We start from the raw sequence: 23,600 nt of genomic DNA, 5'->3' as shown, positions 1-23,600 counted from the left end.
CTCGCCGGACGTCAGGGCTGGCTGAGCAGGCGCTCCCGTTCCGCAGCGACGATCTCCCGCGCCACCTCGGCGTCCGAGATGTCGAACGCTTCGGGTGCGCTGTCTGCGGTCTCGGAGACGCGGGCGAACTCGGCGAACAACTCACTCTTGCGGGCAAGGATCTCGGTGATCCGCTGGTCAACGCCGTCCTCCGAAAGGAGCCGGTGGACTTGGACGGATTCAAGTTGGCCCATCCGTCGCGATCGGGCGATGGCCTGCCACTCGGTCGTCGGCTTGAGCTGTGGCTCGCAGATCACGACGACGGACGCCGCCTGAATGTTCAGGCCAACCCCTCCGGCGACGATCTGCGCGACCAGTACCGCGCCATGCCCCGCGCGGGAGAACTCATCGACCATCTGCTGCCGCTTCGCGGCCGGGACTGAGCCGGTCAGCGGACCGAATACCTTGCCCGGCAGGACCGAGGCGATGTCGTCGAGGACCCCGCGAAAGTGAGAGAAGACAAGCACGCGACGCTCGTTGTCCTCTGCCTCTTCGACGATGTCCAAGAGCCGCTGCATCTTCTGAGAGTTCGAACCCGATCGCAGAGCGGCCTGTCGCATTGCCATGAAGTTCCCGTCCAGTACCGCAGCTCGGTAGTGCTGTTCGTCGTGGTTCGAGAGGGGCATCCACTCGTCGACCTCGACCAGTTCGGGAAGCTCGGTCAGGACGTCTTCCTGGTTGCGTCGAAGGTACGCAGGGGCGACCTGCTTGCGGAACTGACGCGGTGCGAACTCCGTGGCACTGACGGTGAGGTCGGGCCTGAGGTAGCCGACGAGGTTTCGGAACTCTTCGATCCTGTTCTCCAGGGGCGTACCCGTGAGCAGCACCGTTCGGTCGCAGTTGCGGATCAGGGTGAGTGACCGCCGCGTGCGCTGAGCGTCGGGGTTCTTGATGTAGTGCGCCTCATCGAAGATCAGGCACGCCGGCTTCGCCCGGTCGGGGATCTGACCTTCGAGCCAGCCGAGGCTGTCGTAGGTCGTCACGGCCACGCCGCCGTTTCGGATCCACGAGGTGAGCGACCCGTCACGACCGGAGCCGTGGAGCCGGTGTGCGCGAAGGTCGGACTTGGTGCTGACCTCGCGGACCCAGTTGGTCACCACGGCTGCAGGACAGACGACGAGGAAGTGGTGGGAGCCCTTGGCGCGTAGATGGGTGAGGACGGCGAGCGATTCGACGGTCTTGCCGAGTCCCATTTCGTCGCCGACGATCACCTTGCGTTGCACGACTGCGAAGCGCGCGCCGAACGACTGGTAGCCGCGCAGCGAGGCCTTCAGATGCGTCGTGTCCAGCTTGAGCTCACGAATCGCCTCGACGATCTCATTCGGCAGGTCGCCCTGGCTCTTCTCCTCGTCGTCGGAGAGGAAGCCCAACTCGGAGAGCATCGCGAAGTAGTCGGCAGGTCGTGCGGTGAAGTCGTCCCATGGGTCGCCGGCAGCGGCTCCACCGCGACCGTTCAGAAGCGATGCCAGAGCGTTGACGTCAGTGACCGCCTGACGCAGCTCTGCCACCGTCCGCTGTTCCGGTGCGACTACAAGGTGGGACGTCTTCCGGTCCAATGACTTGATGAGCGGTCGCAGCGATTCCGCCGCGGCCAGATCTGAGCTCGCGCTGTTGATCGACCGTGCGGCGTCCCACGCACGCATTGCCTTGAGCAGTTCGGTGGCGGCGGCGGAACGGTTCTTGATGTCGATCCGGACGGGCATCTCGTCGACGGTTGTCTGCCAGATCGTTCGCGCGGCTCCGAGCATGCGGTTGCCGGTCGTCTCGCCGACCCCGGGAAGGGAGAGGATGCGCCCGCCTTGGTCGAGGACCTGTTGCACGTTCTTGATGCCTGCGGAGGTCAAGGCGGTGATCCTCAATTGGCCGCTGGTGGCGTCCTTGAGCCGCTCCACGGGCATCTCGGCAACGAGCTTGCGCGCCTCTGCCTGACGCACGGCGTTCCCCGCCGTCGTCACCGCTGCCCGGAACTCGCCCTCGCGCTGAAGCGCACGGTCGATCGCGTTGACGGCATCCTGGGCTGAGTCCACCTCGTGACGCGGGAGGAGTTCGACGCCCTCCATCGCCAGCTGGGTGAAGCCAACTGCGTCATCGAGGATCGCTGACGCTTCCAGGTTCGCGACGGACTTCTTGTCCCAGGTTTCGACAGTTTCGAGTGCTCGCAGGGCGCCGGACTGGTCGACCCACTCGTGAAGACCCATGAGGTACGCGGCGGCCTGTGTCGCAGTGTCCTTCCGGGCCTTGCCTGAGAACATCCTGCGCGCGCCGAACAGTGGCTTGACGTCGCCAAGTGCGCGGCCGGCGTCCGCAGTGAGTTGGTCGATGCCTTGCTGGGCCAACGGCGGCATTGCGGGAAGCGCCGTGCGGCGGGCCAACGCCGTGACGTGGTCCCCGTCGGATGGCGTCAACTGGAGGACGTGCCAGAGCGTCGCCCCTCCGAGCGCCAGCGGGACGGACCGATCGAAGAGCGCGCTCGCAGCGGTCTGGGCCGCCCCTGTGACCGCCCCGCGCTCCTTGACGAGAGCGGCAGCCCGCTTGTGCCACGCCGACACCTCATCGACCACACCCTTGAGGTGCTGACGTTCTTCTCGCTCCATGACCCCTGCTGACTCGAACCAACGCTGCGAAGATTAGTAACCGCGACCGACGAATACGGTGGGTTAGCGAAACTGTCGGTAGGGCCGAGTAGCGTCCGCAGGCTGTCAACCAGGAGGTCATTCGTGCAGCTTGAAGAGCTGAAGCCCGGTCTGCGGATTGACGGGCTCATCCCCGCTGAGGTCATCACGGTCATCGCCGCGCAGTGGCACGGCACCGACGCGCTCGAACTGACCTACAAGAACTCAGCAGGCGGGCTCGGGCAGCAGGTCGTGTTCCGCAAGGATCAGGACAAGCTCTCGATCGCCCAGAGCGGCAGCCGAGCCTTCGACGCTTCGGCCAGCGACTTCAAGCTCGTCGCGGAGGCGCAGCGGATCTCGCTGGCTGGCTTGTTCGACCCGATGCTGGCCGTCGCGACCAGCGACGTACAACCGCTGCCGCACCAGATCCGCGCCGTGTACGGCGAACTGTTGCCGCGCACCCCGCTCCGGTTCCTCCTGGCCGACGACCCCGGTGCCGGCAAGACGATCATGGCCGGCCTCTACATCAAGGAGCTGCTGCTTCGCGACGACGTGAAGCAGTGCCTGATCATCGCGCCCGGCGGACTCGTCGAGCAGTGGCAGGACGAGCTCTTCTTCAAGTTCGGGCTTCGGTTCGACCTGCTCACGAACCAGCTGATCGACGCGCAGGTCAACTTCAACGTCTTCGAGACCAACCCGCTGCTGATCGCGCGGATGGATCAGCTCTCGCGCAACGAGCAACTCCAGGCGCAGCTCAAGGAGACCGAGTGGGACCTGATCATCGTCGATGAGGCCCACCGCATGGGCGCTCACTACTTCGGCGGTGAACTGCGCAAGACCAAGCGCTTCCAGCTCGGCGAAATGCTCGGCCAGATCACCCGCCATCTGCTCCTGATGACCGCCACGCCGCACTCGGGCAAAGAGGAGGACTTCCAGCTCTTCCTCACCCTGCTCGACCGCGACCGCTTCGAGGGCAAGCAGAAGAAGAACGCCGACGTCAGCGGCATCATGCGCCGCATGGTCAAGGAAGACCTCCTGACCTTCGAGGGCAAGAAGCTCTTCCCGGAGCGCATCGCCGAAACCGTTCCCTACGAACTCACCGCGCTGGAGTACGACCTCTACGAGGACGTCACCCACTACGTCCGCGAGGGGATGAACCGCGCCGAGCGAATCGGCGGCAAGCGCAAGAACACCGTTGGGTTCGCACTCACGGTCCTCCAGCGCCGGCTCGCGTCCAGCCCTGAGGCGATCTACAAGAGCCTCGTCCGTCGCACCGAGCGGCTGGAGCGCAAGAAGCAGGAGATCATCAACGGCACCTACCGCGAGGTCGAACCCGACATCGACCTGAGCGAGATCGACGACGACGAGTTCAACGCAGAAGAGATCGAGGCGGCCGAAGAGGAACTGCTCGACGCCGCCACGGCCGCCCAGACCGTCGAGGAGCTCAACGCCGAACTCATCGAGCTCGGGGAACTCGTCAAGACTGCCCGGTTGGTGCGCGAGGCCGGCACGGACCGCAAGTGGACCGAACTGTCGACCATCCTCCAGGACAACGCGCTGGTCACCGACGCCAACGGCTGGCCGCGGAAGTTCATCATCTTCACAGAGCACCGCGACACCCTCGACTACCTCCAGGGCAAGATCGGCTCCCTTCTCGGCAAGCCGGACGCGGTCCGCGCCATCCACGGTGGAGTACGCCGAGCCGAGCGCCGGCAGATCACTGAGGAGTTCACAAAGAACCGCGACTGCCAGATCCTGTTGGCGACCGATGCGGCCGGTGAGGGTCTCAACCTCCAGGCTGCGCACCTGATGGTCAACTACGACCTCCCGTGGAACCCCAACCGCATCGAGCAGCGCTTTGGTCGCGTCCACCGCATCGGCCAGGAAGAGGTCTGCCGCCTCTGGAACCTCGTCGCCTCCAACACCCGCGAGGGCGAGGTCTTCACCCGGCTGCTGGAGAAGCTCGACCAGATGCGCGAGACCTACGGCGGCAAGGTCTTCGACGTCCTCGGCGAAGCGTTCACCGAGACCCCGCTGCGCAACCTGCTCCTCGACGCGATCCAGTACGGCGAGCGGGCCGACGTGAAGGCCAAGATGCACGAGGTCATCGACGCCTCCGTCGGGGACGGGCTCAAGGACCTGCTCGACGAGCGTGCCCTCGCATCCGACCACCTTGCCGATGCCGACCTGCACGCACTCCGAGCCGCGATGGACGAGGCCCGCGCGCGCGCCTCCAGCCGCACTACATCGAGCTCGCCTTCAAGGCAGCGTTCACCAAGCTCGGCGGACGCATCGTCAAGCGCGAACAGGGGCGCTACGAGATCGCCAACGTGCCCCAGCACATCCGGTCCGCCGGCACCGGCCCGATCGCGACCAAGTACGACCGGGTCACCTTCGATCTCAGCCACGTCCAGCCCGAGGACCTCACCCGCGCGGACCTCCTCGCACCCGGCCACCCCCTTCACGACGCAGTCATGAGCGAGGCCATCCGCAACTTCGGTGGGGCGCTGAACCAGGGCACGGTTCTCGTCTCCTCCACGCTGGAGGAACCGCAGCTCCTCGTCGGCGTCATCGAGGAAGTCGCCGACGCCACCGGCGAATCGGTGGCACGACGCTTCGGATACGCCTACGTCGACAGCTTCGGCACCGTCAGCCCCGCCGGACCGGCTCCCTACCTGGATTGCGTCGCGGCCCCGTCTGGCGCCGCCACCGACGCGGCACGCCGCCTCGGATGGCTGGGTGACGCGGAGGACAAGGCGACGAGCTGGATCATCGCCAACCAGCTGCCCGAGTACCTCGCCGAAGTGCAGCCGCGGCGCCTGAACGAACTGACCAAGGCGCGCGACCTCGTCACCAAGCGGCTGAGTGCCGAGAGCGAGCGACTCCTGCTCGACGCCGCCGTCGCGTCGGAAAAGGAGCAGAAGGGCGAGAAGCCGAAGGAGTCGTCCGACAGCCTGAACCGCAAGGCCGTCGAACTCGACTCGCGCCTCCGCAAGCGACTCGCTCTGCTCGACCAACAGCAGCTGATGTCGACCAAGCCGCCGCACATCGTCACCGCGGCACTGGTGCTGCCCATCGGGATGCTCGAAGGCGAGATCCCAGCGACCGCGCCGATCCACGCGAAGGAGACCAAGGCGGTCGAACGCCGCGGCGTCGACCTCGTCCTTGCCCGCGAGCGCGAACTCGGCCGCAAGCCCGTCGAGCAGGCGTTCAACAACAAGGGCTTCGACATCCTGTCGACCGACGCCAACGGCGATACCTACAGGATCGAAGTCAAGGCGCGGATCGAGGGCTCCAAGGACTTCTTCGTCACCCACAACGAGGTCATGACCGGCAAGAACGCCGTCCCGCGCTACCGGCTCGCGCTCGTCCGGGTCGACCAGCGCGGCGCGCAGTACGACGAAGTCCGCTACCTCGACGACCCGTTCGCAACCACCGAGCTCGGAACTTCGAGGCCACTGGCATCCGCGGGGACTGGGCCAAGACATGGACCAAGGGCAGCTCGCCGTTCTGAGGGGAGGCTAGGTGCTTGCTCCGCGTGCTTCGCGGTATCCGTCGATGCTGTCCTCGAATGGTCGCCACACCTTGGCGAGCTGGGTCTTGAGCAGTTTCGCGTCCGACGAAGAGAGCAGGACCGGGGTCCGGCGCAATGCCTGCCCGTAGTTGGCTCGACCAGCTGTCAGGTCAAGTTGATCGCGAACCGATCCGATCGGTACGCCGGAGCCCACGGGGGCCAGGTGCTCGAAGAAGACCTCGCATCCGTAGTGGAAGTGTCGGCCACCGACATACGCAGGCTGGTTCATTCGGGCGACGTCGGTGAGAACAACCGCGTCAGCCAGCAGGAGGCCAGAGTCGGGCCGCGGGCCGCCAAGCGCGGGCCAGCACTTGAGGCTCGCGTAGAACAGCAGGGTGTCGCCGCGAGCCAGCCGGGCGGCAGTCCGTCGTCCAACTTCGCTGAACGCCATCCGCTCGTTGTCGAAGACCCACCGGGCAGCGTCGGCATTTCCGAGGACGACCAGGTGAGTTGCAGCCATGAATGCAGCGTAGGTGGAGGCGGCGGCCGAGGGACGCAGGGCCGCGGTTGCGTCGGGTTGGGGTCTGCGCAGTGGGGATCGACGCATTCGTTCAAGAACTGTCGGACATCAACGGTAAGTTTCAACGGTGAGCCGGACGTCTCGAACGTGGCCGGCGAGGTCTGCGAACGGAAGGTCAACAAGCGGTGACGAGCCGAAAGCTCATTGAGGTTGCACTCCCGCTGGAGGCGATCAATCGGGAATCTGCGCGTGAGAAGGAGCCCTTCACGCGCCGGCACCCGCGCGCTCTCCACATCTGGTGGGCGCGGCGTCCACTCACTGCCGCACGGGCGATCCTGTTCGCGCAGTTGGTCGACGACCCATCGTCTCATCCGGATCGCTTCCCGACCGAGGAGGCGCAGCGCCGCGAGCGCGAGCGTCTTCACGAGATCATGGAGCGGCTCGTCGTTTGGGAGAACTCATGGAGCGACGAACTATTCGAAGAGGCGCGGGCAGAGATACTGAAGTCGACTGGCGGCGTGGTCCCGACGATCGTGGACCCGTTCGCTGGTGGCGGGACGATCCCCCTCGAAGCGCAGCGCCTTGGCCTGAAGGCGAGGGCTTCTGACCTGAACCCAGTCGCTGTCCTCATCAACAAGGCACTGATCGAGTTGCCGCCGATGTTTCGGGACCGCGCGCCCCTGTACCCGGGGCTGGCCGAGTCGCAAATCGGGGGCTGGCCCGGCGCCACCGGACTCACCGCGGACGTGCGTGCCTACGGCCGCTGGTTGCGCGAACAGGCCCATGAGCGAATCGGAAAGCACTACCCAGATGCTGAAGGTCACCGCGTCATTGGGTGGATCTGGGCACGCACCGTGGCTTGTCCAAACCCGGCGTGTCGCATCGACATGCCACTCGTGCGGTCATGGTGGTTGAGCAAGAAGAAGGGCAAGGAGGCCTACGTCGTTCCGAGCCTCCTCGGTGATCCTGCACATCGTTCGGGCCTGCGAGTCTCCTATGAGATCGTCACAGGGCCGGGAGCGCGCACAGCGAAGGTCGGAGAAGGCACAGTCTCCGGTCGTACGGGTGCGGTCTGCATCTCCTGCGGATCGATCGCATCGTCGACTATCTGAGAGAGAAGGGGCGAGCTGGCCTCTTGGGCCAGCAGTTGTTGGCGACTGTCGCGGAGGGGAACCGTCGACGCGTGTATCTCGCGCCCTCTAGCGACCAGGTGTTGGCTGCCGATATCGCGAGGCCTGAGGTCGTTTCGGGCGATATGGCGGACAACCCCCGGTGGTTCTCGCCGCCGGGTTATGGGCTCACCGGATTCAACGACCTCTTCACTGCCCGACAATTGGTCGCACTGGAGGCATTCAGTGACCTCGTAACTGAAGGTCGCGACCGGCTCATCGAGGACGGCGCGGACGAGGGATATGCGGATGCGGTGGCCACCTACCTAGGATTGGCTGTCTCTCGTTACACGGACATGTCGAACTCTCTTTGCTCTTGGAATCAGACGAACGAGAATGTGCGGGCACTGTTCTCTCGTCAGGCGGTTCCGATGACTTGGGATTTCGTGGAAGCCAACGTGTTCGGCCCGATTGGCCTTGAGGGTCCGATTGAGTCGGTAGTAAACTCGATCTATGTCGGCATCGCGGAGGAGGGTTCCGCGCGTCAGGTCTCGGCCGATAGTGCTGACTTTTCAGATGCGGTGATTAGCACTGACCCGCCGTACTACGACAACATCGGATACTCCGACTTGTCTGACTTCTTCTACGTATGGCTGCGACGTTCCTTGAAGTCGGTTCACCCAGAACTCCTCTCGACGCTGCTGGTCCCGAAAGCCGAAGAACTTGTTGCGAACCCGTATAGGCACGGGGGAAAGAGTGGGGCAAAGGACTTCTTCGAGACCGGGTTCCGTGACGTCTTCGCCCGTGCGCGCCGTTCTGCTTCAACTGCGTTTCCGATAACGGTCTACTACGCGTTCAAGCAGTCGGAGTCCGACGCTTCCGGCGAAGCGTCGACAGGTTGGGAGACGCTGCTCGAAGGAATGATCCGCGCAGGGTGGGAGATCACATCGACATGGCCCGTGAGAAGTGAGCGAACAGCTCGCTCTGTTGGCCTGGGCACCAACGCGTTGGCCTCATCGATCGTTCTCTCGCTACGTCCCCGAGTTGAGTCGGCGGTGACCGTTGATCGCCGGACCTTCATTGCGACACTCGAATTAGAACTACCGGGTGCGCTCCGCAAACTTCAGCAAGGGCAGATTGCGCCCGTGGACCTGCCCCAGTCAGCGATCGGTCCCGGAATGACAGTCTTCAGCCGTTTTAGCGCTGTCCTCGAACCTGATGGCTCCAAGATGACGGTTCGCTCTGCGCTAGCTCGCATCAATGAGATCCTGGACCAGGTTCTCAGCGAGCAGGAGGGCGACTTCGATCCGACCTCCCGCTTCGCGATTCAGTGGTACCGCCAGCGTGGTTACACAGTTGGTCCGTACGGGGAGGCGCAGAGCTTGGCGAACGCGCGCAACACCCGAGTAGAAACGATGGACCGGGACGAGATCCTGACGAGTCGAGGCGGCAACGTCCAGCTCATCAAGCCGGCTGATCTCTCATGGACGTACGACGTCCTGAAGGATTCCCACACCAGCAACTGGGAGGCCCTCCATCATCTGATCAAGGTATTGGAGCGCGATGGCATCGCGCCCGCGGGGGACTTCCTGCAAGCGGCGCTCAGCCGGCCCGACGGTGCGGTCGATGCGGATCTGGTGAAGGAGCTGGCGCACCTTCTCTTCCGCATCGCCGAAGGCAATGGCTGGACCAAGGACGCCCTGAGCTTCAACAACCTGGTCACTAGCTGGCCGGAGATTCTGGACGTAGCGCGCAGCGCGAAGAAGCCCACCGCGGCGCAGGGCGCGTTCGACTTCGACGAGGTGGATGACTGAGATGGCACTGAGTAACCGCGACCGAATTGATCGCATGTTCCAGGTGCTGGCGCCGGCACTCGACGACTTCATCTCGACAGTCGTCGGTCAGGGCGATCCCTCGCTCGGCGCAGTCTGGACCAAGCTCGTGCAGGCGAAGGACAGCAAGAACGGCGCTCCGTCGACGAAGACGTACGACGCCCTGGACCCGCAGGTGCAGTTCAGGATCCTCACCGAAGGCAACATCACCGGCGGGTTCAAGCCTGGCTGGTACCCGTTCAACCAGGCCATCGGTCGCACGGGCGAGACTTTCGCCAGCGAGCTTCGCGAGGTGCGGAACGAGTGGGCGCACAACAAAACGTTCAGCGACGACGACGCCTACCGCGCGCTCGACACCGGAGAGCGACTGCTGAAGCTGATCGGCGCGGCCAAGGAAGCAGACGAGGTCCGCGGCATCCGGCTCAATCTGCGCCGAGTCACCGCTGACAAGGACGACAAGAAGGTCCTCAAGGCAGCAGTCGATAACCCCGAAGCCGCCGGCCTTCGCCCGTGGCGTGAGGTGCTTCAGCCCCACGACGACGTCGCCACCGGTAACTTCCACGCCTCCGAGTTCGCTGCCGATCTCTACAAGGTCGCGACCGGCGGAGAGGTCGACTCCGATTACGCCGACCCGGTCGAGTTCTTCCGACGCACCTATCTGACCGAAGGTCTGCGTGACCTCATCGGGCGCGCCGTCCGCCGGCTCGCCGGGGACGACAACGCCTCGCCGGTGATCAATCTTCAGACCAACTTCGGTGGCGGTAAGACCCACTCGATGCTCTCGCTGTGGCACGTGGCCGCTGGCCTGCCCGTCGGAGGTTTCCCGCAGGAGACCCAGGAGCTCCTCACCGCCAACGGCTACTCGGCCACCAAGGTCAATCGAGTCGCCATCGTCGGCAACCACTTCAGCCCGTCCGGCGTGACCAAGGACGACGGCACCCACGTCAACACCATCTGGGGCGAGCTCGCTTGGCAGCTCGGTGGACCCGAGGCTTACGCGGTGGTGGCCAAGGCGGACCGGGACCGCACGCATCCCGGCGATGCCCTCCACGAACTGCTTGCCAAGTACGCGCCGGCCGTCATCCTCATCGACGAGTGGGTGGCCTACGCGCGCTCGCTCGTGGGTCGTGACGACCTTGCCGGCGGCACGTTCGACGATCAGTTCACGTTCGCCCAGTCGCTGACCGAGGCAGCGAAGGGCACCAAGGGCGTCCTGCTCGCCATCTCGATCCCGGCTTCGGAGACCGGGGACGCCAACGACAAGATCGTCGCCGGCAACGCTGAAGAGGTCGGCGGCCAGAATGGACTCGAAGCGCTCAAGCGCCTCCAGAACGTCGTGCGTCGCGTCGCGGACCAGTGGCGCCCCGCGTCGTCCGACGAGGCCTACCACATCGTCAAGCAGCGCCTCTTCAAGCAGCCAGACGCTGCCGCGCTCGCAGCGATCGGCGCGACGGCCCGGGCGTACGTCGAGATGTACCGCAAATTCTCGGACGACTTCCCGCGTGAAGCCCGCGACGCGTCCTACGAAGACCGGATCAAGCGGACCTACCCCATCCACCCCGAGCTGTTCGACACCCTCTACGAGGAGTGGTCCTCGCTGGAGCGCTTCCAGCGGACCCGAGGCGTGCTCCGCCTGATGAGCACGGTCATTCACGCGTTGTGGACCGGTGAAGACCAGTCGCCGATGATCATGCCCGCTTCGATCCCGCTCGCCACGTCGAACGTGAACTCTGAGCTCACGCAGTACCTCCAGGATTCCTGGAAGGCGATCATCGATGCCGACGTCGATGGCTCGAACTCCGAGCCTGCGCGCATCGACAAGGAGAAGCCGCTCTTCGGCCAGCGCGCGCTGACCAAGCGTCTGGCGCGGACCGTGTTCTTCGGTGCCGCCCCGACGATTGCGCCCGGGTCTGTGCACAAGGGCATCGGCACGCAGCGGGTGTTCCTCGGAACCGCGATCCCGGGCGATGTCCCTGGCAACTTCCATTCCGCGCTTACCCAGCTCGGTGATCGTGCGACGTACTTCTACTCGGGTTCGGGCAAGTACTGGTACGACGTCCAGCCGAACATCACCCGCACTGCGAAGGATCAGGCCGAACGCCTTCACAAGGAAGACGTGTGGGCTGAAATCGTCCGACGGCTCCAGGATCAGGGCCGTAAGCGCGGCGACTTCGCCGGCGTACACGTGTGCCCTGAGTCCAACGCTGACATTCCCGACACCGACGAGGCACGTCTCGTCATCCTGCACCCCAAGGTCGCCCACAAGCGCGGCGCAGAGTCGGCGGCCAAGGAGTTCGCCCACAAGGCGACCGAGCACCGCGGCAGCTCGAACCGCACACACCGCAATGCTTTGGTGTATCTCGCGGCTGACGAGGCGCGTCTCGAAGAGCTCGACAACGCCACGCGCGACTACCTCGGCTGGAAGCACGTCCTGTCGAACGAGGCCGACCTCGACCTGACGCAGAACCAGAAGAACCAGGCATCGCAGCGGGCGACACAGGCCGATCAGACGGTCACGTCACGCCTGCTTCAGACCTTCACCTGGGCGCTTGTCCCGGCTCAGCCCGACCCCGGCGCCCCATTCGTCATCCGGGAGACCAAGGTCGAAGGGCAGTCCGACTCGCTCGCAGACAGGGCGTCTCGTCGACTCGGGAACGACGGTGATCTGTCGACGCGCCAGGCTGCGGCGACCATCCGCCTCGCGATCGGCAAGGTGCCGCAGATCTGGAAGGACGGCCACGTCTCGCTCGGCTCGCTGTGGGGGCTCTACTCGCAGTACCCCTACATGCCCCGCCTGCGTGACCGGTCCGTTCTCGACGCGGGCATCCTCGACCTGCCGATGATCTGGCAGACGGACGCTTTCGCGCTGGCGGCTGGCTATGACGAGTCGGCCGGACGTTACATCGGACTATGGACGCCAGAGGACAAGGAGAGTGCGCCGGTCGCGACCGACTCGCTCCTTCTGGTCCGCCCGGACGTGGCGCAGAAGCAGCGCTCGGATGAGCCTGGGCCGGCGCCCGCTCCCGCCCCGGACGTTGAACCGGGCCCGGGCCCGAGGCCCACGCCTCAGCCCGGCCCGGGCCCGTCGCCCAAGGTCGACATCGTCTGGCCGACGCGGTTCTACGGGGTCAAGACGCTCAACTCCGACAAGATCGCGCTGGAGTTCAAGAACGTCGCCGACGAGGTGCTTGCGCACCTTCGCTCGGGTGAGAACACCAACGTGACCGTCCGAATCGAGATCGAGGCCACCGACTCCGGCGGCTTCAACGAGAGCCGAGTCCGGACCGTTTCTGAGAACGCGAAGACGCTGAAGTTCGACCAGTCTGGCTTCGAGGAGAGCTGATCCGATCGCATGACCGCACTGCCGCTCTGGTCGGATGACCCTGCTGGTGTCGACCTCTTGTCCTTCGACGCCGTCGCTGAGACGCTCGCTGACGCGCTCCTCGACGACAGCCTCGACCCAGTGGCCCTTGGTCTCTCCGGAAGTTGGGGAAGCGGCAAGACAACGGTTCTCGGCCTGGTTGCTCAGGAACTCGATCGCCGCAAGACCAACGAACAGAAGGTCTTGGTTGTCCAGACGGACCCCTGGCGGTACGACCCGGCAACGGGGATCAAGGAATCGCTCATCGCCGAGGTGCTTGGTGCGCTGGGGCGAGAAGTCGCCGGGTCGGCTGCGGCGACCGACAAGGCCAAGAATCTCCTCGCTCGGCTCGGCAGGCGGATTGACTGGGCGAAGGCCCTGAAGCTGGCCGCGACTTCCTCGCTGATGTTGCAGATTCCCAGCGTTGGAAGCATTGTCGACCTCGTCAAACCCGCCGAGGGCGACGAGGACGAACCACGCGGGCTGGAGGCGTTCCGCGATGAGTTCGCCGAACTCATGGCGTCCGACGATCTCAAGCATCTACGTGCTGTTGTCGTCTTGGTCGATGACCTCGATCGGTGCCTTCCCGAGACAGTCGTCGACAGCCTCGAAGCCATCCGACTCTTCCTCGCTGTTCCCAAAATGTCATTCGTCATCGCGGCCGACGAAGAGCGTGTCGCAGACGCCATCCGAACCCGGGTCAGGTCGTCTGGTGCTCCTGACGACGACGACGACCGTCATGACCCCGCAACGCTCTATCTACACAAGATCGTCCAGACGACGATCCCGCTCCCGGCACTCAGCTACTTCGACACGCAGGCGTACCTTCTGCTTCTTCAACTTCAGTCGGCAACGGAGCAGAGCGTTCTCGACCAGCTCATCGGTCGTTGCACCGAGGTCCGCAAGGCGGGTGGATCGGTCGACGACATCGGTGACATCCAGGGCCTGTCGATGGACAACGAGTTGGCCTTCGCTGCCCGCCTGACGCCGTTGCTCTACGAGAAGTTGCAGGGCAACCCCCGCTACATCAAGCGTTTCCTCAACGACCTGCACGTCCGTCAGGCAGTGGCCTCCCGGCGTGGCATTTCGCTTGACCCAAGCGTCGTCGCGAAGCTGATGGCCCTCGAAGCCCTCATGAAGCCGGAGTTCAAGCTCCTTCTCGGGTGGTTCGCGAAGGGCGAAATGAAGGACCAACTCGCGGGTTTGGAGGAAGCAGCCGGTCGACCGGTCGCGGCTGGGGGTGCTGACGACACTGGGGATGCCACGGCGGAAACCGACGTGGAACAGACCACGAAGAGGCAGCCGGCCAAGAGGACAGCTGCAAAGGCGACGAGCGCGGTGGCCGACTATTCCCAGGCGATGATTCGCTGGGCGAAGCTTGCGCCGCCGCTGAGTGGCCTCGATCTGGCGCCGTACCTAACGCTTGCGGCCAGCTTCGCGGGCGTGACACTGGTCGATGAGAGCCTGCCCGAGCAACTCCGCGACATTGCTGCGAACCTCCTGTCCGAATCGCGACGCGAACAAGCATCGGTCACCGACGCCGACCTCGACGCTCTCGGTGATGGCGATGCCACCGATCTGCTCAGGCACATCGGCCGCACCATGCGTGACCAGCCCGCCAAGCAGAAGGCAGCCATCAACGCAATTCTGCGCATCGCCAACCGCAGGCACAGTGTCGCGGAAGACGCACGGGATGCGCTCCTCATGCTCCCGACGAGTGAGATCACCTTCGCGACGCCCATCCAATTCAAGGCGACCGACCCCGAAGAGGTACGAAGCGTCCTTACGACTTGGAAGGGTCGAGTCAAGGACGACCGCGTCAAGCGCGCCATCGACACGGCGCTCACTCCTCAGGCGACGTCCTGATGGGCACCAGCGGAGCCTACGGAGGTAGTGGCGGCCGAGACGGCAAGTCCGTGCGCGACGCCGTCGCTGGACACCTGGACACAATCCCGGGTTCGGGCGCCGCTGGGTCGGCGGACGGCCGCCCGGCTCTCGACCCGAACGACCTCCGAAGAATCATCAATCTGATACGACCGAGGTCCGCTGGTGGCGGTGGAGGAGACGGTCCAGGAGGTGGAGGAGGCCGTGCTGGCACGGGTGGGAGCGGTACCGGTGGCCGTACCGGAGGCGGGCCACGACGATCGGCCGCAACCTCAGCGCGCAGTGCTGGGCGTGCTGCGGCTGCTGCATACGCCTATCGCACCGGCGACGCAGCAACGCTCGCGCGACTCGGGTTGGACTACGGCGCACTCCAGGCACTCGGAGACGACTTCGAGGTCCTGCGCCGCATCGTCGACATGGCCTGCGGCGTCTCCGACAGTACGATCGAGGATCACGAGCAAAGGCGAGTCGCTGCCAATGTTGGCGATTGGATTCTCGAACAAGAGGCCGACGGCTACGTACCTACACCCGAGGAGATCGTTCGGCGTTCGATTGCTGAGATCATCGCCGAGACACTCCTTGTCGAGACCGGCGACCTGATCAACCAGAGCGTGATGGCGGATGTCGCGGAGCAGGACATCCGGGATGCCGCCGAGGCCCTCGCCGCCCAAGCGAATCTCTCCGTCGGCGGCGCAACCGAGGACGAGATCAGCCGCGCCGTTGAGGATGGACTGGAGACCATTCGCGCCATCGTCGGCGGTGCCCCCTCATGACCCGATTCTCAATGCGACTCAGTGCGCCGTCGACCGTTTCACCCGGCGAGGCGTCAACGTCGTTCTTTTGGCTCACCGACGAGCACTCAAGCTTCACGGGCGGACTCGGACCGAATGCGGCGGCGTTGGGGTCAGTCCGACCTCTCAACATCGACTTCGTGCGCCTGGCGGTGACCGCGTTCGCGGCCGACCGGACCGTGCCACGTGTTCGCGGTGGGTCGAACTGGAATCAGCGAACGCTAGAGATTGAGGTACCGGTATCGAAGCCCCGAGTGTGGCGTTCCGCAGCCTCAGAGCTGGCCAACGTCCTCGGGTTCCTGAGCGGTGACGCTTGGACCCTTTCGTTCGTCAAGGACGAACCGACGAACGATGCGCCGCAACTCCCCGAGAGCGAAGGGCCACCGGCTCGAGTCGTGCTGGTGAGCGGTGGTGCGGATTCGGCCATCGGAGCCTTGTACTCCCGATCGCTGTTGGCCGACGACGAACGCCATGTCCTCGTGTCGCATTTCAGCCACACGATCCTTGCGCCAATACAAAGGCACGTTGCGGAGGAAGTTGAGCGCCTGGTTCCTGGCCCAGGCCAGGAGCATGTTGCGATTCATCTGGCCCGCCGGACGAAGAGGAGCGACGGTTCCAAGTGGGCGACCGAACCCAGCAGCCGGTCCCGATCGTTGCTATTCCTCGCCCTCGGGCTCGCCGTGGCATCCATCCATGAGGTCCCCCTCTGGATTCCAGAGAACGGGTTTGCGTCGATCAACCCACCACTCGGGTCCGAGCGCCTGGGGAGCCTTTCGACTAGGACGACGCATCCAACGTTCCTCCAGGGACTCTCGGCGGTGCTGGCCAAGGTGGGTGCGCACGGGGCCATTGAGAACCCGTTCGCGAGCAGCACCAAGGGCGAGATGTTCCAGATGGCTGCCAGCCTTGTGGGCGTCGACGCGGCATCGACCTTTCTCAGTTCGACGCACTCATGCGGGCTCACGGGGCAGCGGGCATTTGGAGTCTCCTCCGAGGTTCCTTGTGGCGTGTGCTTCGGATGCGTTCTGCGCCGTGCGTCATTCCACGCCTCGGGCCTGCACGACGCGACGAACTACATCAGCCCGGGCGGCAACGCCGACCTTCAGCGCTGGCTGGGCGAGAACTCCGTCGAGCAACCCATCCGCAATCTGCTCAAGCGGGGATTGGAAGCCCGAGACCTAGCCACCCTCGGTCTGCCCAACGGGTATCCGATGCGCGACGCGCTTGACCTCTGCCGCCGTGGCCTGGCCGAACTCGGGAGCTTGTACCCGTGAGGGGCCTGCCGCCGATCGACATGCACGCGCACGTCAGACCGGACATTGCTGCGAATGAGCTAGCCGCGCTGGAATCCCTCACCTTCGCAGCTACCCGGACGCTGGATGAGGCGGAGCAGGCCCTCACACGGTCTGACGGGTGGACGGTCTGGGGCGTCGGTTGTCACCCGGGTCTTGTGGGCGCTCAGAAGGCGTTCAATGCCGCGCGTTTTGCAGAGCTGATCGAGCACACTTCGTTTGTGAGCGAGGTCGGGCTGGACGGTTCATCTCGGGTCCCCATGAACACGCAGCAGGAGACGTTCGCGGAGATCCTGTCGGTGATCCAGACGACACCCCGCATTGCGAGTGTCCACAGCTACTCCGCAACAGAGGAAGTGCTCGAAGCTTTGTCGGCCATTCCGAATCGAGCGGTCGTTCTTCACTGGTGGCTCGGCAACGAGGAACAAACCGCACGTGCGGTCGACCTCGGGTGCTACTTCTCGGTCAACGCCTCGATGGTTCGACGCAGCGAGATTCTTGCGTGGCTGCCTGAAGAGCGCGTTCTCACTGAGACCGACCACCCGTTCGGGGACCGCTTCGTGCGGGGCGTCAGGCGGCCAGGCAACGTCGCTGCGGTCGAGGAGGCGATTGCGAAGCAGTTTGGAGCAACGCCTACCGCGGTCCGGCAGTCGCTGTGGCGGAACTTCGGCGCCCTCGTGGGTGCGGCGCGTTGCGGGAGCGCACTTCCTCGGCCAGTTCGGGTCACGCTGGCCGGTGTGGTGTAGCCGTGGTCGCGGAGCCGCATATGTCGGACGACGGCCGGCGGGATGAGAAGCGAATGAAGCTTCGCTATGCAGGCCTGTGTCGTCTCTGCGGGACGGAACTTGCCGCTCGTGTCGAGGCCATCTATGAGCGGTCCAGGAAAGCCGTTAGGTGTGTCGAGTGTCCGGATGGGGCTGCCGCGGTGCTCGCTGACGGTCCGGAGGTGCAGCCGTCGCCAGTCGACAAGGCTGGCGATGACGGCGGTGCCGCGGGATCGTCGGCTCGGCGCGAGTACGAGCGGCGCAAAGCCAAGGACGAGGAGCGTCTCCGTCGGAAGTGGGGAAAGCTCGGCGGCATCGCCGTGGCGCTGTCTGACGAAAAGCAGAGCACGAAGGCGTGGGCGACGGGAGCGGCGGGCGAAGAACGCCTGGGTGCGCGGCTCGACTCCCTCGTCTCGGAGTCGATCGCGGTGCTTCAGGATCGACGCATCCCTGGGACGAGAGCGAACATCGACCACATCGCCATCACGACTGCCGGCATCTGGGTGGTCGACGCCAAGCGATACAAGTGTCGACCTGAACTTAAGGTCGAAGGCGGCATCCTTCGTCCCCGGGTCGAGAAGCTGCTCGTCGGGCACCGCGACTGCACCAATCTGGTCGACGGTGTTCTCAAGCAGGTCTGCTTGTCCAGGAGGTTGTCGGCGACCTCCCCGTCGACGGCGCGCTCTGCTTTGTCGAAGCCGACTGGCCGCTCGTTGGTGGGGCGTTCGCTACCTGGGGCGTTCACGTTGTCTGGCCGAAGCGACTCGCCAAGATCCTCACTGAGGCGGTGCCTGCCAGGGTCGACGTGGCAGCGGTCCGCGAAGGTCTCGCCGAGCACTTCCGCCCTGCCTAGTTTCGACGTCCCACCATGAACCCTCCGGATTCAGTCGGCTCGGACAGGAGTCGATCGGTTACAGTCGGAGGTGTTCGAGACAGCGAACACCGCGTAGATACAAGCGATTCGGCTGCTTCCCGCAAGGTTCGGTAGCGATCGGAAAGCCTCTGAGTTAGTCCAGAGGCCACAGGTTCAAATCCTGGCCCCGCGCCACGCGTGGAAGCTGGTCAGAGGGCCGATGACGCGAGCGGGTGCGTCAGGAACCGCCCGCGAACGTCGGGATGAGATGTGTGCTGACGTCACAAGCGGTCTTCCTTTGGGCGAGTGTCGATGGCACGTCATCGCTCCTCGGGTCCGGCGGCGCCGCCTGCCCTCACAGCGGCAGGATCAAGGTGCCTGGCTGGCGGCCGGGTGTGGCTGTGCCTAGACTCAGGAGGCGATGACTCTTGCCGACCGCACCTTTCCGGGAGCCGTGAGGACGCGGCTTCCGCTGGTCGTCCTCCTGTGCGCAGTCGCGCTCGGAATCGTTGGCATGCACGGGCTGGCGTCCGGGCCGGACTCCGGCGAGCACGTGGGGCACCACGCCGCCCCGACGATCATGATGACCACCGACACCGCCGCGGGCGTGGTCGCCTCCCCGGGTGTCGCTGCCGGGGACGAGGCCCCACCGGCGGATGACGGGGGGTTGCTCGCGCTGTGCCTGATGGTGCTCACGCCGGGTCTTGCGCTGGGCTTGTGGATGTTCGCCACCGCGGCACGGAACGGAGGATGGCGTCTGCCGCGCCTAGTGCCGTGGGCCATCGCCGCGCTCGACGTGACGGGGCTGCCACCGCCGTTCGAACGACAGCTGACCGTACTCCGGATCTGATCAGGCACACCGGCGCACCACCCGCATGGGTCCGGTGCGTCAGTCCTGCCAGTCATTCGATCTCATTTGGAGTATTCGCATGTGCGCGACGCGCAAATCGCTGAGTCTGTCTTCTGGTCTCCCTCTGGTGGTCGGCCTCTCCACGGCCGCGGCCCTGCTCGCCGCCTGCAGCTCTTCAGAGAACCCGACCGCCTCCAACGCCGCTGCGGCCGGGGAGGAGTTCGGCCATATCCACTCTCTCGACGTGAACCCGGCGGACGACACGCTCTATGTCGCGAGTCATCACGGGGTGTTCGCCCTCGGTGCCGACGGGTTCGAGCGTGTGGGGGAGGGGCGTTTCGACGCGATGTCGTTCACCATCGCCGACGCGGACCGCTTCCTGATGAGTGGTCACCCCGAGCCGGGCGCCGGCGGACCCGCGCACTTCGGACTCTCCGAGTCCACCGACACCGGGCGGACGTGGAGGTCGCTCTCGCTGGAAGGCGAGGCGGACTTCCACGCGCTCGAGGCGGCCGGTGACCGCGTGTACGGGGTCGACTCTCAAAGCGGGCGTCTCATGATCACCGAGGACGGCAGGCGATGGCGCGACCTGGGCCAGTTGCCCGCCGCCGACGTGGCCGCCCATCCAGGCAACCCCGATCTTGTGCTGCTGACCGATGGCAGCGGCTCGCTCGTCCGACTCCAGGTCTCCGGGTCTCCCGAGCTCGTGGAGTCAGCACCGCGATTGGTGCTGCTGGACTGGGACAGCGAGGACCTGCTGGTCGGGGCAGGCCCTGAGGGCTCGGTCTACCGCAGCGATGACGGTGGGGACTCCTGGCGGGAGGTGGGATCACTCCCGGACGTGCCCCACGCGCTGACCGCCACCGAGTCGCGCTGGTATGCCGCCACGGAGGGCGGCGTCCTCGTGTCCACCGACGGGGGCGCCACGTGGTCCGAGGTGGGCGCCGGATGACGCCACGCCCGTCCCGCAGGTCCGGTGTCCGGCCGTGGGCCGAGGTTGATCAGCCATGACCGCGTTGTTCTACGGAGTGTTGCTGGTCCTCGGCGTCGTGCTCCTTGTGGTGACGGCGGTGCGCGTGCTTGTCGGAGGCCTCGAAGCCGGTTCGGGGCGGCCTGGCCGGCCGAGCGGGACGGGTGGTTCCCGACAGATCCTTGAGGAGCGGTACGCGGCAGGCGAGCTGAGCACGGAGGAGTACCAGCACCGGTCGCGCGTCCTGGGGGAGGAGAGGCCATGAAACCGATCAGCCGACGCGCGGCTCTGACGATCGGCAGTGCCGGCCTGGCGGGCACCGTCGTTGGTGGCACGGGCCTGTGGCGCGAGCTGTCCACCTCGGTCCTGGACCCCGTCGCCGGGGAACTGTTCACCGAGCCCGAGGTTCTCCGGAGTGCCGGCGGCCTGCTGGAGGTACGGCTGGAGGCTGCGCTGGGCAAGCACGAGGTCGCCGGACGCGAAGCGACGACCCTGGGCTACAACGGCGGCGTGCCGGGTCCCACGTTGCGGCTGCGACCGGGCGACACGTTGCGGGTGGAGCTGGTGAACCGGCTCGATCGGGTCACGAACCTGCACGTGCACGGGCTGCACGTCTCACCCGAAGGCAACGGCGACAACGTGTTCGTCGCTGTCGAACCGGGCCGGGCGCATCGCTACGAGTATCGGTTGCCCGACAACCATCCACCAGGCGTGTACTGGTACCACCCGCACCACCACGGCACGGTCGCGGACCAGGTGTTCGGCGGACTCTACGGCGCCATCATCGTGGAGGACGACGAGGAGATCCGCGTCGACCGGGAACGGGTCATGGTCGTCTCCGACATCACCCTGGACTCCGGCGGCTCGCTGGTCAGCCCGTCCACCATGGAGCAGATGATGGGCCGCGAGGGTGAGCTCGTCCTGGTCAACGGTGCCGCCAAGCCGGACCTCAAGGGCCGCTCGGGGGAGCGTGAACGGTGGCGGATCATCAACGCCTGCACCGCCCGCTACCTCGCGCTGAGGCTGCCAGAACAGCGCGCCCGGGTTGTTGGCCGCGACGTGGGTCGGCTGCCCCGGGACACGGCGTTGGATGACGTCGTGCTCGCCCCCGGGAACCGGCTCGACCTGGTGGTCGACCTTTCCGAGGGAGGCAGCGAGCTCACCGCGATGCCGGTCGACCGCGGCGGCATGATGGGCCAGATGATGGGCGGGGGCCCGAGGCCAGGGGGTAGCGGTCCGGTGACCCTCGCCCGCTTGAGCGTTTCCGCGAGCGGCAACCGAGCCGTGGGTGAGATCCCCGCGGGCCCGGCTGTCCGCGACCTGCGTGACGATGACGTCGATGGTCGTCGGTCGATCACCTTCCAGATGGGCATGGGCGGGATGATGGGCGGCGGCGACAGTCCGATGAGCTTCACCTTCGACGGTGAGGAGTTCGACGCCGACCGGATCGACCAGCAGGTGGGGATGGACACGGTGGAGGAGTGGACCATCGGCAATGACAGCCCGATGGATCATCCCTTCCATCTGCACGTGTGGCCGATGCAGCTGCTGGAGGTCGACGGCCGCGAGCTGTCTGAGCCGGTCTGGCTCGACGTCGTGAACGTTCCCGCCCGCAGCCAGGTCAAGGTCCGGGTCGCGTTCGAGGACTTCGGCGGTCGGACCGTCTACCACTGTCACATCCTCGACCACGAGGACCGGGGAATGATGGGCACCGTTCTGGCCAGTTGACCGCGCGGCGGTTACTGCCCCGGGCCGGCCGACTGACAAACACAGCGGAGCCCTCGGGGCTCTAGGAATGGAAGAGAAGTGAGACCCATGTATGGCAACGGAGGGGGCATGGGCTGGATGTGGTTCATCTGGCCGATCATGATCCTGGTCATCGTTCTCGTCGTTGTGCTGCTGGTTCGCGGCAGCGGCGGAGGCACGAACCGCGGCAGTGGCAGTGCGCCACCGCCTGGACCGGTGACCGGGAGAACTCGAGCGCAAGAGATCCTCGACGAGCGCTACGCCCGTGGCGAGCTCACCGACGAGGAGTACCAGGACCGTCTCCGTCAGCTCCGAGGCGACAGCGACCGGTAGACGCGGGCGGAACCATTGCGCCGGATCACCGACGACAAGCTCCGGTGCCGCAACCGGCGATGTGGATACTTACCCCGATGAGAGGAGTCCCAGCATGACCACGAAGTCCGATCAGAACCAGTCCTCCGAGCACGAGGAGCACAAGAAGCACGAGCGCAAGATGTACCTCATCTTCGCGGCGATGATCACCACGTCGACGGTGACGATGTTCCTGCTCACCTACACCAACGCGTTCACCTGGTCGCACATGACGTTCAGTGAGGAGCGGGTCTACATGGCGATCCTCATGGGGTCGGCGATGACGGTCATCATGCTCGGCTTCATGTGGGGGATGATGTACAAGAACGTCAAGGTCAACGTCGCCATCATTGTGGCCGCGCTCGTGGTGGGGGGCTCCGCGTTGTGGCTGTCCCGGTCTCAGACCTTCGTGCAGGACGAGTCCTACATGAAGGGCATGATCCCGCACCACTCGATCGCGATCCTCACCAGCGAGCGGTCCGAGATCGAAGACGTGCGTGTGCGCAAGCTGGCCGACGAGATCATCAAGGCTCAGCGCATCGAGATCGCCGAGATGAAGTGGCTGATCGAGGACATCGAGAAGAACGGTGCCGCCACCACCGAGGAAGAGGCCAAGCAGCGCCCCGTCCCGGACTTCGAGGCAAGCCCCTGAGCACGGATCCCCCTCCATAGCCAGCCAGTGGCGACGATCTGAACGCCAGAGGAGAGTCATGTACGCAGGGGTTGTCGTGATGGCGAGCGCGGTCGGGGTACTCGTACTCGGGCTGTACGCGCTGCACAGGCTCACCGCCGTAGCGCCAGACTCGCTAAACGTGCTTCCGTTCGAGTCGGGCTGGGCCCCCGAGCAGCACGCACTGTCGCGGTACCACGTGCGCTGGTACCTCGCGACGCTGCTCTTCCTCGCCTTCGACGTCGAGATGCTGTTCATGTATCCCTGGGCGGTCGTCGTCGCACAGGTCGGCGTGACCGCGGTCGTCGAGATGTTCCTCTTCTTGGCTGCCTTGTTCGCCGCCGTGCTCTGGGCATGGCGGGAGGGGGCACTGCGTTGGGTCTGAGTGACGCGATCGCACGGAGCGCTTCCCGGCACGCTCACGCTCTGGTCGTCGAGGTGC

The 23,600-nt window shown here is 65.4% G+C and carries 18 protein-coding genes; 17 read left to right on the top strand and 1 reads right to left on the bottom strand.

The features are described from left to right. Positions 1–11: 11 nt before the first annotated feature. A complete protein-coding gene (locus AC2W7G_RS00160) occupies positions 12–2,633 on the bottom strand; it encodes a DEAD/DEAH box helicase (protein WP_485866630.1) in 2,622 nt (873 codons plus the stop codon). A gap of 123 nt (positions 2,634–2,756) precedes the next feature. Here AC2W7G_RS00160 and AC2W7G_RS00155 point away from each other — a divergent pair, with 123 nt between their 5' ends. The 17 genes from AC2W7G_RS00155 (at position 2,757) to AC2W7G_RS00075 (ending at position 23,543) form a co-directional block, all read left to right on the top strand. Beyond that, positions 2,757–5,129 carry a DEAD/DEAH box helicase gene (locus AC2W7G_RS00155; protein WP_485866629.1) on the top strand — a complete coding sequence of 791 codons (2,373 nt, stop codon included), beginning with the start codon at positions 2,757–2,759 and terminating at the stop codon, positions 5,127–5,129. After that, a complete protein-coding gene (locus tag AC2W7G_RS00150; RefSeq protein ID WP_485866628.1) occupies positions 5,126–6,874 on the top strand; it encodes a protein NO VEIN domain-containing protein in 1,749 nt (582 codons plus the stop codon). The genes AC2W7G_RS00155 and AC2W7G_RS00150 overlap by 4 nt, the downstream gene beginning before the upstream one ends. Continuing rightward, positions 6,871–7,797: a DUF1156 domain-containing protein gene (locus AC2W7G_RS00145; protein WP_485866627.1), complete on the top strand. Its 927-nt coding sequence runs from the start codon at positions 6,871–6,873 to the stop codon at positions 7,795–7,797. Before AC2W7G_RS00150 ends, AC2W7G_RS00145 begins: the two co-directional genes overlap by 4 nt. Positions 7,798–7,868: 71 nt before the next feature. Continuing rightward, on the top strand, positions 7,869–9,608 hold the full coding sequence (locus tag AC2W7G_RS00140) for a DUF1156 domain-containing protein (protein ID WP_485866626.1): 1,740 nt from the start codon (positions 7,869–7,871) through the stop codon (positions 9,606–9,608). Then, on the top strand, positions 9,601–12,969 hold the full coding sequence (locus AC2W7G_RS00135) for a Swt1 family HEPN domain-containing protein (RefSeq protein WP_485866625.1): 3,369 nt from the start codon (positions 9,601–9,603) through the stop codon (positions 12,967–12,969). Before AC2W7G_RS00140 ends, AC2W7G_RS00135 begins: the two co-directional genes overlap by 8 nt. 9 nt (positions 12,970–12,978) lie before the next feature. After that, positions 12,979–14,853, top strand: coding sequence for a KAP family P-loop NTPase fold protein (locus tag AC2W7G_RS00130; RefSeq protein ID WP_485866624.1), 1,875 nt, complete (start codon positions 12,979–12,981; stop codon positions 14,851–14,853). Between the two features lie 371 nt (positions 14,854–15,224). After that, a complete protein-coding gene (locus tag AC2W7G_RS00125; protein ID WP_485866623.1) occupies positions 15,225–15,644 on the top strand; it encodes a hypothetical protein in 420 nt (139 codons plus the stop codon). Beyond that, positions 15,641–16,936, top strand: a complete 1,296-nt coding sequence (locus AC2W7G_RS00120; protein ID WP_485866622.1) for an adenine nucleotide alpha hydrolase family protein — start codon at positions 15,641–15,643, stop codon at positions 16,934–16,936. The genes AC2W7G_RS00125 and AC2W7G_RS00120 overlap by 4 nt, the downstream gene beginning before the upstream one ends. Beyond that, complete coding sequence (locus AC2W7G_RS00115; protein WP_485866621.1) at positions 16,933–17,700, top strand: TatD family hydrolase; 768 nt, start codon at positions 16,933–16,935, stop codon at positions 17,698–17,700. Before AC2W7G_RS00120 ends, AC2W7G_RS00115 begins: the two co-directional genes overlap by 4 nt. Positions 17,701–17,702: 2 nt before the next feature. After that, positions 17,703–18,590, top strand: a complete 888-nt coding sequence (locus AC2W7G_RS00110) for a nuclease-related domain-containing protein (RefSeq protein WP_485866620.1) — start codon at positions 17,703–17,705, stop codon at positions 18,588–18,590. A gap of 402 nt (positions 18,591–18,992) precedes the next feature. Continuing rightward, on the top strand, positions 18,993–19,421 hold the full coding sequence (locus AC2W7G_RS00105; protein ID WP_485866619.1) for a hypothetical protein: 429 nt from the start codon (positions 18,993–18,995) through the stop codon (positions 19,419–19,421). A gap of 79 nt (positions 19,422–19,500) precedes the next feature. Further along, on the top strand, positions 19,501–20,373 hold the full coding sequence (locus AC2W7G_RS00100) for a F510_1955 family glycosylhydrolase (protein ID WP_068111736.1): 873 nt from the start codon (positions 19,501–19,503) through the stop codon (positions 20,371–20,373). A 55-nt stretch (positions 20,374–20,428) separates the two neighbouring features. Next, complete coding sequence (locus tag AC2W7G_RS00095; RefSeq protein ID WP_485866618.1) at positions 20,429–20,656, top strand: SHOCT domain-containing protein; 228 nt, start codon at positions 20,429–20,431, stop codon at positions 20,654–20,656. Beyond that, entirely contained in the window at positions 20,653–22,119 is a 1,467-nt protein-coding gene (locus AC2W7G_RS00090) for a multicopper oxidase family protein (protein ID WP_485866617.1), read from the top strand. The genes AC2W7G_RS00095 and AC2W7G_RS00090 overlap by 4 nt, the downstream gene beginning before the upstream one ends. Before the next feature lie 108 nt (positions 22,120–22,227). Beyond that, complete coding sequence (locus AC2W7G_RS00085) at positions 22,228–22,470, top strand: SHOCT domain-containing protein (RefSeq protein WP_485866616.1); 243 nt, start codon at positions 22,228–22,230, stop codon at positions 22,468–22,470. Between the two features lie 94 nt (positions 22,471–22,564). Beyond that, the gene (locus AC2W7G_RS00080; protein WP_485866615.1) at positions 22,565–23,140 is read left to right on the top strand and encodes a DUF305 domain-containing protein; all 576 of its coding nucleotides are present in this window, start codon (positions 22,565–22,567) and stop codon (positions 23,138–23,140) included. Positions 23,141–23,198: 58 nt separating this feature from the next. Further along, positions 23,199–23,543: an NADH-quinone oxidoreductase subunit A gene (locus AC2W7G_RS00075; RefSeq protein ID WP_068111749.1), complete on the top strand. Its 345-nt coding sequence runs from the start codon at positions 23,199–23,201 to the stop codon at positions 23,541–23,543. Positions 23,544–23,600 lie beyond the last annotated feature (57 nt).

It is taken from the genome of Aeromicrobium sp. PFPM2_SD2 (assembly GCF_057364525.1).
The sequence above is the reverse complement of the archived record's forward strand: the minus strand, read 5'-3'. Positions and strand labels throughout refer to the sequence as shown.